This window comes from Inquilinus sp., assembly GCF_057815775.1.
In genome coordinates this window covers 1-12,580 of the sequence record NZ_JBYRFX010000384.1, presented here as the reverse complement: position 1 = coordinate 12,580, position 12,580 = coordinate 1, and the positions used below count along the sequence as shown (strand labels likewise).

Annotated in this window: 13 protein-coding genes; 7 read left to right on the top strand and 6 right to left on the bottom strand. The window is 70.0% G+C overall.

Features of this window, described 5'->3' with window-relative positions; genetic code table 11:
• Positions 1 to 4 precede the first annotated feature (4 nt).
• The gene (locus AC3XYG_RS13825; RefSeq protein WP_489140418.1) at positions 5 to 1,450 is read right to left on the bottom strand and encodes a DHA2 family efflux MFS transporter permease subunit; all 1,446 of its coding nucleotides are present in this window, start codon (positions 1,448 to 1,450) and stop codon (positions 5 to 7) included.
• Between the two features lie 230 nt (positions 1,451 to 1,680).
• Between AC3XYG_RS13825 and AC3XYG_RS13820 the strand changes: the two genes are divergently transcribed.
• Together AC3XYG_RS13820 and AC3XYG_RS13815 are read left to right on the top strand one after the other, a co-directional pair.
• Positions 1,681 to 2,307, top strand: coding sequence for a TetR/AcrR family transcriptional regulator C-terminal domain-containing protein (locus tag AC3XYG_RS13820; protein WP_489140417.1), 627 nt, complete (start codon positions 1,681 to 1,683; stop codon positions 2,305 to 2,307).
• 106 nt (positions 2,308 to 2,413) lie between these two features.
• Positions 2,414 to 3,787, top strand: coding sequence for a carbohydrate porin (locus tag AC3XYG_RS13815; RefSeq protein WP_489140416.1), 1,374 nt, complete (start codon positions 2,414 to 2,416; stop codon positions 3,785 to 3,787).
• A gap of 5 nt (positions 3,788 to 3,792) precedes the next feature.
• Here the strand turns inward: AC3XYG_RS13815 and AC3XYG_RS13810 are convergent, their stop codons facing one another.
• Complete coding sequence (locus AC3XYG_RS13810) at positions 3,793 to 4,167, bottom strand: nuclear transport factor 2 family protein (RefSeq protein ID WP_489140415.1); 375 nt, start codon at positions 4,165 to 4,167, stop codon at positions 3,793 to 3,795.
• Between the two features lie 13 nt (positions 4,168 to 4,180).
• On the bottom strand, positions 4,181 to 5,194 hold the full coding sequence (locus tag AC3XYG_RS13805) for a zinc-dependent alcohol dehydrogenase family protein (protein ID WP_489140414.1): 1,014 nt from the start codon (positions 5,192 to 5,194) through the stop codon (positions 4,181 to 4,183).
• A 103-nt stretch (positions 5,195 to 5,297) separates the two neighbouring features.
• Here AC3XYG_RS13805 and AC3XYG_RS13800 point away from each other — a divergent pair, with 103 nt between their 5' ends.
• Positions 5,298 to 6,260, top strand: coding sequence for an AraC family transcriptional regulator (locus tag AC3XYG_RS13800; RefSeq protein WP_489140413.1), 963 nt, complete (start codon positions 5,298 to 5,300; stop codon positions 6,258 to 6,260).
• 39 nt (positions 6,261 to 6,299) lie between these two features.
• Here AC3XYG_RS13800 and AC3XYG_RS13795 read toward each other — a convergent pair whose 3' ends face one another.
• Positions 6,300 to 6,650, bottom strand: a complete 351-nt coding sequence (locus tag AC3XYG_RS13795; RefSeq protein WP_489140412.1) for a hypothetical protein — start codon at positions 6,648 to 6,650, stop codon at positions 6,300 to 6,302.
• 157 nt (positions 6,651 to 6,807) lie between these two features.
• Complete coding sequence (locus AC3XYG_RS13790) at positions 6,808 to 7,866, bottom strand: SDR family oxidoreductase (RefSeq protein WP_489140411.1); 1,059 nt, start codon at positions 7,864 to 7,866, stop codon at positions 6,808 to 6,810.
• Positions 7,867 to 7,977: 111 nt separating this feature from the next.
• Here AC3XYG_RS13790 and AC3XYG_RS13785 point away from each other — a divergent pair, with 111 nt between their 5' ends.
• Positions 7,978 to 8,883, top strand: coding sequence for a LysR family transcriptional regulator (locus AC3XYG_RS13785; RefSeq protein ID WP_489140410.1), 906 nt, complete (start codon positions 7,978 to 7,980; stop codon positions 8,881 to 8,883).
• Between the two features lie 159 nt (positions 8,884 to 9,042).
• A complete protein-coding gene (locus tag AC3XYG_RS13780) occupies positions 9,043 to 10,542 on the top strand; it encodes an MDR family MFS transporter (protein WP_489140409.1) in 1,500 nt (499 codons plus the stop codon).
• Positions 10,543 to 10,555: 13 nt separating this feature from the next.
• On the opposite strand, the gene AC3XYG_RS13775 is transcribed toward AC3XYG_RS13780, so the two are convergent.
• Complete coding sequence (locus AC3XYG_RS13775; RefSeq protein WP_489140408.1) at positions 10,556 to 10,996, bottom strand: winged helix-turn-helix transcriptional regulator; 441 nt, start codon at positions 10,994 to 10,996, stop codon at positions 10,556 to 10,558.
• A 66-nt stretch (positions 10,997 to 11,062) separates the two neighbouring features.
• Between AC3XYG_RS13775 and AC3XYG_RS13770 the strand changes: the two genes are divergently transcribed.
• Positions 11,063 to 11,995: an aromatic alcohol reductase gene (locus AC3XYG_RS13770; protein WP_489140407.1), complete on the top strand. Its 933-nt coding sequence runs from the start codon at positions 11,063 to 11,065 to the stop codon at positions 11,993 to 11,995.
• Between the two features lie 62 nt (positions 11,996 to 12,057).
• On the top strand, positions 12,058 to 12,580 hold a 523-nt coding region (locus AC3XYG_RS13765; protein WP_489140406.1), incomplete at its 3' end, for a methylated-DNA--[protein]-cysteine S-methyltransferase.

The following is a 12,580-nucleotide window of genomic DNA, read 5'->3' as shown; positions in this document are numbered from 1 at the left end:
GGGCCTAGGCCGCCGCCCCGGCCAGGCGCCGCCGTTCCGCCCGCAGCAGCAGCAGGGCGGGCAGCAGCGGCACCGCCGCGACCAAAGCGAGCCAACCATGGGTGGCGTCGAAGGCGGCCAGCGCCCCGGCCGCATCCGCCCCATCGGCCGGCAGGAACAGGCCGAACAGCGCCACCGCCAAAGCGGTGCCGATCGAGGCGCCGGTGCGGTCGAGGATGTTGAGCAGCGGCACCGCATCGGGCATCGCCTCGCGCGGCACCGAGGCCAGCGCCACCATCATCGCCGGCATCCCGGCCAGCACCATGCCGAAGCCGCGGACCGCCAGCACGATGGACAGCCAGAGATAGCTGGTGTCGGGCGCCAGCAGGGATAGCGGCACGGTGCCGAGCACGGTCAGCCCGATCCCGGCCACCACCAGCCGGCCGCCGCCGAAGCGGTCGGCCAGCCGGCCGGCCAACGGCATGGCCAGGGCGATGCCGAGATCCTGCGGCAGGATCAGCAGGCCGGTCATGAACACCGTCTCGTGCCGCACCAGCAGGTAGTAGAGCGGCAGCACCACCTGCCCGCCGAAGACGGTGAAGCCGGCACAGAACATGACCAGCCCGGCCGGCCCGAAGATCCGCCCGGCCAGCAGGCGGATGCGGATCAGCGGCGCGTCGATCCGCAGTGCGCGGACGATGAAGGCCGCGATCAAAGCGAGGCCGAGCAGCACCGCGCCATCGGCGGCGGCGGAGCCGAAGCCACCGGCCCGGGCGATGCCGGAGACGCCCCAGGTCATCAGCGGCAGCCCGATGGTCATGAGGACCAGGCCCGGACCGTCCAGCCGGCCCGCCACGCCGGCCTCCGCCCGCGGCAGCCAGCGCCAACCGGCGGCCAGCGCCACCAGGCCCAGCGGCACATTGATCCAGAACAGCCAGGTCCAGTCCCGCCAGGCCAGCAGCGCGCTGCCGACCGTGGACCCGATCGCCGGGGCCAGCACCACGACCAGACCCATCGTGCCCATGATCCGCCCCATCCGCTTCGGCCCCGCGGCCACGCCGAGCAGCATCTGGCCGACCGGCACCAGCAGCCCGCCGCAGAGGCCGAGCAGCACCCGTGCCGCGATCAGCTGCCCCGCCGTGGCCGACAGGGCGCACAGCACCGAGACCAGGATGAACAGCGTCAGGGCAACGAGCCAGAGCCGGGTCGGGCCGAACCGGCGTGCGGCCCAGCTGCTGACCGGAACCGCGGCGGCCAGCGCCAGCAGATAGCCGGTGGCGACCCATTGCATGGTCTCGAGCGACACGCCGAAGCCGTCGCCCATCGGCGTCAGCCCGATGTTCACGATCGAGGTGGTCAGCCGCGACAGGAAGCCGCCGAGCACGAGGATCGCGGCCTGGCGCCAGAGGTCGAGCGGGATCTTCTCCAGCGGGCGCGCGGCCTCTGCCGGAATGGGTCGGGAAGCCATCATGGTCCTTATCGTTGATAAATTTATCAGTGATAAATACCTGTCCCTTGTAGTGTGTCAAGCAGCCAACGGCCGAGCCCCTTGACCAGGACCGACACGCATGCTCCGTACCGAACCGTCATTGCGAGCGCAGCGAAGCAATCCAGGGGCCGGTGCGCACTGGCCCCTGGATTGCTTCGTCGGCTTCGCCTCCTCGCAATGACGCCGATGAAAAGGCGGCTGGGGAGCCCGCGATGAAGCTGCAGCGGGACGCGATCATCCGGACGGCGCTGGACCTGCTGAACGAGGTCGGCATGGACGGGCTGACCACCCGCCGCCTGGCAGCCAAGCTGGGCGTGCAGTCCCCTGCCCTGTATTGGCATTTCAAGAACAAGCGCGCCCTGCTGGACGCCATGTCCGAGGCGATGATGATCGAAGCCGGCATGGACCGGCCGGTGGCGCCGGGTGAGGACTGGCGGGACTGGGTGGCCGGGGACGCGCGGCAGTTCCGCCGGACCCTGCTGGCCTATCGCGACGGCGCCCGCATCCATGCCGGCACCCGGCCGACGCCGGCGGGCTTCGCCGGGATCGAATCCGAGACCGCGGGCCTGTGCGCCCTGGGCTTCAGCCCGGCCGATGCGCTGCGGATCCAGATCGCGGTCGGCCGCTACGTGCTGGGCTGGGTGCTGGAGGAGCAGGCCGATGCCGCCGACGCCGCCGAGCGGACTGACGAAGGAGAGCGGATGGCCGCGTCCGACCTCGCCTTCTATCCGCTGCTGGCCCGGGGGGTCGAGGAGATGAAGCGGGACGACCCGGACACGGGATTCGAATTCGGCCTCAGCCTGATGCTCGACGGCATCGCCGCCCGGCTGGCGCGCTGAGGCCCGGAAGGGCGAAGCTTGCCGTCTTGTCACTTGCCGGGTCCCACCCGGCTTGCCCATGGTGCGGCCGAACGCTTCCGGCAGGCTGGATCAGATGGGACAGAGGATGGCGGCGATACCGGGGATCCGGCGATGGCTTCTGGCGCTGTCCTGCGCGGCCGGCGGCCTGGCACCGATCCCGTCGGCTGTCGCCCAGACGGTTCCGGATGCGGGCGCCGCGCCGGCGGCCGATGACGGCTTCTGGAGCCGCGACACGCTGTTCGGGGATCTCGGCGGCATCCGCAGCCGCCTGGGCGATGCGGGGATCCAGCTGAACCTGCAGGAAACCAGCGAGGTGCTGGGCAATGTCAGCGGCGGGGTCCATCGCGGCGCGATCTATGAGGGCGCGACGCTGGCCACCCTGTCGGTCGACACCGGCAAGCTGCTGGGGATCGACGGCGGCACCATCAATGCCAGCGCCTTCCAGATCCACGGCCGCGGGCTGAGCGCCACCAATCTGGGCAATCTGAACACCGTCAGCGGCATCGAGGCGCCGCCGTCCACCCGGCTGTTCGAGCTGTGGTACGAGCAGTCCCTGCTGGGCGGCAAGGCGACGATCCGCGTCGGCCAGCAGGCGGCGGACCAGGAATTCGCCGTCAGCCAGTACGGCGCCCTGTTCGTCAATTCCGGCTTCGGCTGGCCGACCCTGGCGGCGATCGATTTGCCTTCGGGCGGCCCAGCCTATCCCCTGGCGACGCCCGGCATCCGGGTGAAGGCGCAGCCGACGGATGCGCTGTCGCTGCTGGTCGGCCTCTACAATGGCGACCCCGACGACAACGGCTCCGGCACCTCGTTCCACGTCGACAAGGGCGCCTTCCTGATCGGCGAGGCCCAGTACGCGATCAATGGCGACGGCGACGGCCTGCCCGGCACCTACAAGCTCGGGGCCTGGTACAATTCGAACCGCTTTGCCGACCAGCGCTTCGACGACAACGGCCTGTCCCTGGCCGACCCGGCGAGTGACGGCGTCGCCCTGCTGCACCGCGACGACTGGGGCCTCTACGCCCTCGCGGACCAGATGATCTATCGCGTGCCGGGCACCAAGGACCAGGGCCTCGGCCTGTTCGGCCGCATCATGGCGGCGCCGGGCGACCGCAACGAGGTCGACCTCTTCGTCAATGCCGGCGCCAGCTACAAGGGCCTGCTGCCGGGGCGGCCGGACGACACCGCCGGCCTCGGCGTGGTCTATGCCCGGATCGGAGCGCGGGCCAGGGGCCTGGACGCCGATACGGCCGCCTTCTCGGGCAGCGGCCGGCTGATCCGCAGCGGCGAGACCGTGCTGGAGGCGACCTACCAGGCGCAGATCGCCCCCTGGTGGACGCTGCAGCCGGATGTCCAATACGTCATCAGCCCCGGCGGCCATGTCCCCGACCCCGAAGACCCGTCACGGCCAATCGGCGACGCCGCCGTGCTGGGCCTGCGCACCACGGTGACGTTCTAGCCGGGTCAGGCCGGAATCGGCTCGATGAACTGGTGGTCGGAGCGGATCCGGCCGTCCGGGCCGAGCATCAGGATGTCGAAGCCCAGCGCCTCGACCGGACCGCCGCCCGCCGGCACCATCTGCCAATGGAAGCGCACCGCCCCGTGATGGCCGTCGGCGTCGCCGGCCGGGCGGAAGATCCGGCCGCCGTCGCGCACCCAGCGATTGTGGGATTCGGCGATGCGGACCGCCATCGCCGCATGGCCCCGAACCTCGCGCGACGGGGTGAAATGCAGGCAATCCTCCGCCCACAGCTCGACGATGCCGGCACGGCGGCGCCCTTCATCCGGTTCGTTCCACAGCGCAATGTAGCGCTCGGCGATCCCCGCGAATTCGCTCATGACGTGTCCCCTCTCAGGCAATTGTGATCACGACCTTGCCGATGTGTCCGCGGCCGATCACATGGCGGTAGGCCCGCTTCGCCTCGGCGAAGGGGAAGACGCGGTCGATCACCGGGCGCAGGCCGGATTGGCCGATGGCGCGGTTCATCGCCTCGAACCCGGCGCGGCTGCCGACGGCGATGCGCCGGATGGTCACCAGCCGTCCGGCCAGCACCCACGGATCGAAGCGGCTGTCCTCGGAGGCGAACACCCCGACCATGGCGATCTGGCCGTCGAAGCCGGTGGCACGGATGGTCCGTTCCAGCGTCTCCGGCCCGATCGCCTCGACCGCATGGTCGACGCCGCGGCCGTCGGTCAGGTCGAGCACGGCCTTGTCCCAGGCCGGCACCGCCGCCCGGTCGACCACCGCTTCGGCGCCCAGCCGGCGCATCGCCGCCGCCTTGTCGGGCCCGGAGGTGACAGCGATCACCCGGGCGCCGAACGCCCGGGCGAACTGCGCCGCGAACAGGGCGACACCGCCGGCGCCGAGCGTCAGCACCGTGTCGCCCGGCAGGATCGGCCGGCCGCCGGTCACAGCAGACCAGGCGGTGACCGCGGCACAGGGCAGGCAGGCCGCCTCCTCGAAGCTCAGATGCGCCGGGATGCGCACCAGCGACTCCTCGTCGATCGCCCGGAATTCGGCCAGCATGCCGTCCTGGCTGCTGCCGAACTGCTCCCAGGCCAACTCCCGGGTCAGGCGGCCGTCGATCCAGCGCCGGAAATAGGTGGCGGCGACCCGGTCGCCGACCGCGACGCGCGTCACCCCCGGCCCCACCGCCACCACCTCGCCGGCGCCGTCGGACAGCGGGATCACGCCCTCGGGCGACGGCACCGGGTAGCGCCGATCGAGCACCATCAGGTCGCGATAGTTCAGCGACGCCGCCCGGATGCGGACCAGCGCCTGATGCGGCCCCGGCACCGGCATCGGGCCATCGCGCAGCACCAGGCCGTCGAGATCGCCGAAACGGTCGAGATGATAGGCTTGCATCGGGTCTCCTGGGTTCGGGTCGATGCAGTGTGGTTGGATCGGACTGGACGCTGAATGCTCGCGGCGCCATAGTTCCTGTCCGATCGTCCAGACCCCTGACACCATGGACCCTCTCGACGACATCTTCGCGGCGATGCGGGTGGAGAGCGCGCTGTACGCCCGGCTGGAGGTCACCGCCCCCTGGGGGCTGCGCTTCGCCGCCGGCCAGACTGCCCGGTTCGGCCTGGTCGTCCGCGGCGGCTGCCGCCTGGGCGTCGACGGCGTCGACCGGCCGGTGACGCTGGCGGAGGGCGATTGCTACGTCATCACCCGCGGCGCCGGCTACACGCTGCAGGACGCGCCGGGCAGCCCGATGCGCGACTGTGCCGAGGTGGTGCGCGACAAGATCGGCGGGGTGGTCGCGCTCGGCGGCGGCGGTGCGGCCGCGACCGTGATCACCGGCTGGTTCACCTTCGACACGCCGAGCGCGAAGCCGCTGGTCGAGCTGATGCCGGCGATGCTGCACGCCCGGATCGACCAGGACCGCAGCCGCATCCTGCAGGCGACGCTGCAGCTGCTGGCACTGGAGACGGACACGCCCGGCCTCGGCTCCGCGGTCGTGGTCAGCCGGCTGGCCGACATCGTCTTCGTCCAGGCGATCCGCGCCCATATCGCCGCCGCCGGGCCGGAGGAGGCCGGTTGGCTGGCGGCGCTGTCGGACCCGCGGATCGGCCTGGCGCTGCGCGCGATCCACGCCGACGCGGCGCGGCCCTGGACGGTCGAGGCGCTGGCCGCCATCGCCGGCCAGTCGCGATCCGGCTTCGCCCTGCGCTTCCGGCAGCGGGTCGGCGAGGCGCCGCTGGCCTATCTCACGCGCTGGCGCATGTTCCGCGCCGGCTGCCTGCTGCGCCAGGGCGACCAGTCGCTCGGCCAGATCGCCGACCTGGTCGGCTACGATTCCGAACCCGCCTTCGCCAAGGCGTTCAAGCGTGAGACCGGGCTGGCGCCCGGCGCCTATCGCCGGCTGGCGGTGCCGCCGCTGCGGCCGCCGCCGGTCCCGGCCGCGCCCAGCTTCGCCATGCCCTGAGCTGGACCGCGCCGGCCGGCCGCCTTCAGGTGCTGATGCCTACTTGTTCCAGAAATCCTTCCAGAACTTTTCATCCCCCTTCATGGGCAATCCATGCTGCCAGCCAAACAATATGAGATTTATAAAAAAGAAACCCAATGCAGCAGCGAAGATCTGAAACAGACGATCGGCTTTCCCAGCTTCCTGGGCGGTAATATAGACCGAGATCTCTCCCCATTCCAAAGGAATTACTCTTCCGACTTCCGCGACGGGTGCGCGCGGAGATTTATGAAGCTCCTCCAACTCGGAGGAGTAGACCAGACCGGAAATCACCACAGCCCAGACGGAGATTGCAAGGATCGCAACTTGGACTGCCTTCAGGACCTTTCGCAAACCATATGCCAAGGCCATTCTTCCTCTGCCCACGCCTGGAGCGCCACAAGGCTGGGCGAGACGCCGCAGCTCTCACCCATCCTAAGGCCGGATCAGCCCGCCATGGTAGTCGAGCCGGTAGGCCTCGAGTCCGCCGACCAGGCTTCGGCTCCAGCACGGTGAAGGACCCGCCGCCTCACCGGATGATCCGGCGGCGGCGCAGGTCCTGGAAGATCCCCAGGAACATCGCTTCGGTGTCGACGAACTCGTGGAAGCCGAAGCGGCGCGATTTCGAGCTGTCGGCGAACATGTCGTAGTCCAGCCCGAAGATGAAATCGGCGAAGCGCCAGGACGACACATCACGGTAGGGGTGCGGCGCCAGGCCGTGCCTGTCGGCCATCGCCCGCCACAGCGGCTCCTTGTCCGCCATGATGGTGTCGAGCGCCATCGGCAGCGGCGGCGCCACCTCCAGCCCGAAGAAGCGGGCGATCTTCGGCCACAGGTCGTTCCAGCGGAACAGGTCGCCATTGGCGATGTTGAAGGCCTGGTTGGCACAGCGCGGATCGGTCGCCGCCCAGACCGTGGCGCGGGCCAGCAGCCCGGCATCGGTCATTTCCAGCAGCTTGTCATAGGCGCCCGGTTTGCCCGGGAAGCGCAGCGGCAGGCCCAGCTCCTTCGACATCGAGGCATAGACCGCGATGGCGACGGCGAGGTTCATCGGGTTGCCCAGCGCGACGCCGCCGACCACCGATGGGCGGATCGCCGACCAGCCCCAGCCCTTGCCCTGCTGCCGATCCCGCAGGAAGGCCAGTTGGTCGCCCATGAACTCCGGCGGCATCGGTCCGGCATCGGTCTCGCGCGCGGGCGTCTTGAACGGGCCGAGATGGCCGCCATAGACCTTGTAGCCCTGCATCAGGCTGACATGGCGCAGGCCCGGCGCCGCCGCCTCGACCGCCTCCACCGTGTTGACCAGCATGGCCAGATTCGGCGCCACCAGCTCCGCCCAGCTCGGCCGGTCCTGGAAGGCGGCGTAGAAGATGTGGCTGACCCCGGCCAGGCCGCCGAGCTTCGACCTGACGTCGTCGCGGTCAAGCAGATCGACGGCGATGTGCCGGACCCGCCCCTCCGCTTCGCCGCCCCGCCGCGACAGGCCGATCACCTGCCAATCCTGCAGCGTCGCCAGATGGTCGACCAGGTTGCGGCCGATCACGCCCTGCGCCCCGACCACCAGGGCGACCTTGCTCTCCGTAGCCATCACTCTCTCCCTTGCCTTGGTCACATCAGGAGAGATGATCCATTCACAGCAGCACCGGTAGCCGCGGAAAATCACTATCACTCATAAGCCAGGATTTGAGATGATCCCGGCATGGACCGCTTCACCACCATGGCGACCTTCCTGCGCGTGGCCGAGCTGGGCAGCCTGTCGGCGGCGGCGCGGGCGCTCGGCCTGACCCAGCCGGCGGTCAGCCAGCAGGTGGCGGCGCTGGAGCGGCGCCTGGCCACCCGGCTGCTCAACCGCACCACCCGGCGCCTGGCCCTGACCGAGGCGGGCGAACGCTATTACACCCAGGCCCGGCAGATCCTGGAGGCGCTGGCGGAGGCCGAGGACGGCCTGGCCGCGCCGGCCGACGCGCTGACCGGATCCCTGCGCGTGCATGCGCCGCTGGGGCTGGGCCAGATGCATCTGGCGCCGATCCTGGTCGGCTTCCACCGCCGCCACCCTGAATTGACGGTCGAGCTGATCCTGGACGACCGCTACGCCGACCTGATCGGCGAAGGCGTCGATGTCGCCATCCGCCTCGGCACGCTGCCCCCCTCCGGCCTCGTCGCGCGCCGGCTGGCGACGCTGCGCCGGGTCTTGGTCGCCGCACCGGACTACGTCGCCGCCCATGGCAGCCCGACGACGCCTGAGGCGCTGGCCGACCACCCGCATATCCGCTTCAGCTGGGCGGCGGCGGGCGAGGCGGTGCCGCTGGTCGGGCCGGACGGGCCGCTGAGCGTGCGGGTGCTGTCGCATTTCCTGGCCAACAACGCCTTCGTGCTGGTCGAGGCGATCTGCGCCGGACTGGGCATCGGCGGCGCCCAGCTGCCGCTGGTGCAAGGCCTGCTGGACCAGGGCCGGCTGGTGCGGGTGCTGCCGGACTACGCCTATGCCCCGCTGGCGGTGCACGCCGTCACCCCCTCCGCCCGCTTCACGCCGCGCAAGACCCGCGCCTTCATCGACCATCTGGCGGCCGAGCTGCCTGGCATTCCGGGGCTGGACCGCGACTGAGTCCCGCCGGCGCCGGCGGGTACGAAGCGGTAAAACGTCAAGGCAGCCCACCGCGGGTCCCTGCTTGCACGGCGGGGACCGGCGACAAATCTAGGACTGATCCCCTACTCTGCCCGACGCGCCCGGTCCGATGCAGGCCAGGCCCCCCGAAGGAACGCCATGACCAGCGCTGTCGATCGATCGAAGCGACCCTTCATCATTGCCTCGATCATGCTGGCGACCTTCATGGTCGCAATCGAGGCGACGATCGTCGCCACCGCCATGCCGCGCATCGTCGGTGAGCTGGGCGGCTTCACCTATTACAGCTGGGTGTTCTCGGCCTTCCTGCTGGCCCAATCCACCACCACCGTCATCTACGGCAAGATGTCGGATGTCTTCGGCCGCAAGCCGGTGCTGGTCGGCGGCACGATCCTGTTCCTGATCGGGTCGGTGATGTGCGGCTTCGCCTGGTCGATGGGGTCGCTGATCCTGTTCCGGCTGCTGCAGGGCCTGGGCGCCGGCGCGATCACCCCGGTGACGATGACCGTCATCGGCGACCTGTACAAGCTGGAGGAGCGCGGCCGGGCGCAGGGCATGATGGCCAGCGTCTGGGCCACCTCCGCCGTCATCGGGCCGCTGGCCGGCGGCGTCATCGTCGACAACCTGTCCTGGGCCTGGATCTTCTGGATCAACCTGCCCTTCGGCGTGCTGACCATCCTGGGCTTCGTGCTGTTCCTGCGGGAATCGATCCAGCCGCGCCAGGTGCGGATCGACTACACCGGCGCCGGGCTGTTCTCGGTCGCCATCGTGTCGCTGCTGGTGATCCTGACCGAGACCGACGGCAATGGCTGGCTGCTGGCAGGGCTGGCGCTGCTGTTCCTGGTCGCCGGCTGGCTGTTCCTGTGGCAGGAGCGGCGGGCGCCGGAACCGATCATCTCGCTCGAGCTGTGGGGCCGCCGGCTGGTCGCCACCAGCAACATCGCCACCCTGCTGGCCGGCATGGCGCTGATCGGCCTGACCACCATCCTGCCGGTCTATGTCCAGGGCGTGCTGGGCCGGTCGCCGATCACCGCCGGCTTCACCCTGAGCATGCTGGTGTTCGGCTGGCCCCTGGCGGTGATGCTGTCGCAGCGGCTGTACCGCGCCTTCGGCATCCGCCGCACCCTGCGGGTCGGCAGCCTGCTGTTCCCGGTCGGCGCCGCCTTCCTGCTGTTCCTGACGCCGCAGACCAACCCCATCGTGGCCGGCGCGGGCGCCTTCATCATGGGCTTCGGCATGGGGCTGATCAGCCTCACCACCATCGCCGTGGTGCAGGACAGCGTCGAATGGTCGATGCGCGGCAGCGCCACGGCGTCGATCATCTTCGCCCGCAACCTGGGCAGCACCATCGGCGCCACCGCGCTGGGCGCCATCCTGAACATCGGCATCGCCCATTTCGGCAGCGGCGCGCTGGCGGCCAGCGTGCACGACGTGCTGAACCAGCCCGAGGGCCTGGCCCAGCTTGCGTCCGACCCGTCCGTCCGCAACGTCTTCGACCAGGCGCTGCACTGGACCTTCCTGGGCGTGGTGGCGATGGCGGTGCTGACCTTCGTCACCATCAGGCTGATCCCGATCGCGGCCCGGTCCCCCAACGAGGCGCCGCGCGAGGTGGAGGCGGAGCCGCAGCAGGCCATGCACTGACCCGAAGGCGCGATCAGCCCTGGACCTTGGCGTCACCCTCGCACGCATCATCGAACGCAGCGCGGGCCTGGCGGAAGCCGTCGCTGTTCTCGACCACCCAGGTCCACAGCGGGATCATGCCGACCAGCAGGCCGCGGCCGAGTTCGGACAGCTCGTAGTCGACATGCGGCGGCACGGTGCGATGGTCGTGGCGCAACACGAGGCCGTCGCGTTCGAGCTGGCGCAGCGTGCGGGTCAGCATCCGTTGCGTCACCCCCGTCATCCGCCGGCCGATCTCGGCATGGCGCAGCCGCCCGGCCACGCCCAGCGCATGGACGATGCCGAGCGACCAGCGGTTGCCGGCATGGGCCAGGACCTCGCGCTTCAGCCCGTCGTCATCGGCGCTCAAGGCATCGCAAGCGGCTTGCGACCGCCGGACGATGTCTTCGAAATCCCATTTCTGTTCCCGTATCACGCGTGTGCCTTCTTCCGGTCGACTTGAGACGACGCCACTTGATGCCCTGTCCATCAGGAGAGTTTTATGCGCGACGATATCAAACCCGCCACCAATACCATCCTAGTGCTGGGTGCGGGCGAACTCGGCATGGCCGTACTTCGCGGGCTGGCCGGGCACCCCGCGGCACCGCGGGGCACCGAGATCACCGTTCTCCTGCGCCCGTCGACCCTGGAGAGCCAGGACCCCGGCAAGCGGCGCGAGATCGAAGAGCTGAGGTTCCTCGGCATCCATTTTCTCGCCGGCGACCTGGCCAGCGGTTCGGTGGACGACCTGGCCCGGCTGTTCCGGCCGTTCGACACCGTGATCTGCTGCACCGGTTTCGTGGGCGGGCCCGGCACCCAGCGCAGGCTCGCAGCCGCCGTGCTCGCCGCCGGCGTGAAGCGCTACATGCCGTGGCAATTCGGCGTCGACTACGACACCATCGGTCGGGGCAGCGGCCAGGATCTGTGGGACGAGCAGCTCGACGTGCGCGACCTGCTGCGGGCGCAGGACCGGACGGAGTGGGTCATCGTGTCGACCGGCATGTTCACAAGCTTCCTGTTCGAACCCAGCTTCGGTGTGGTCGAGCTGGCCAACGACACCGTCCATGCGCTGGGGCGCTGGGACACCGCCGTGACCGTGACCACCCCGGAGGACATTGGCACCCTGACGGCCGGGATCCTGTTCGCCGAGCCGAGGATTGCCAACCAGGTGGTCTTCACCGCCGGCGACACCATCACCTATGGGCAGCTGGCGGACATCCTGGACCGCCATTTCGACCGCAGGCTGCAGCGGGTGGAATGGGACATCCCGAAACTGAGCGCCGATCTCGCCGCGGATCCGGACAACGCCCTGAAGAAATACCGCGTCGCCTTCGCCCAGGGACGGGGCGTCGCCTGGGACATCGGCGGGACCTTCAACGCCCGCAATGGCATCGCGGTCACCGATGTCGCGGGGTGGGTTCGCCAGAACCTTTGACCACACATTTGACCGCAAGAATCGGGCCGCCAGCCCCCGCGGCGGGTGGTAGGATCCCGATCATGAGCGATCATCTCTACACCCTGTTCGAGACGGCGATCGGCCCCTGCGGCATCGCCTGGGGGCCCCGTGGCGTCACCGGCGTGCAACTGCCCGGATCCAGCGCGGAGACGACGCGCACCCGGCTGCTGCGGCGCTGCCCCGGCGCGGAGCCGGGCATGCCGCCGGCCGAGATCGCCCGCGTGATCGACCGGATCACGGCGCTGATGCAGGGCGAACGCATCGACCTGTCGGCCGTGCCGCTGGACCTCGACCGCGTCTCGCCCTTCGAGCGCCAGGTCTACGAGATCGCGCGGGAGATCCAGCCGGGGTCGACCATGACCTATGGCCAGATCGCCAAGCGGCTGGGCGACCCGCTGCTGGCGCGCGATGTCGGCCAGGCGATGGGCCACAACCCGTTCCCGATCATCGTGCCCTGCCACCGGGTGCTGGCAGCCGGTGGCAAGCCCGGCGGCTTTTCCGCCCCCGGCGGCGTCGACACCAAGCTGCGCATGCTGCAGATCGAAGGCGCCGCGCCCGGCGGCC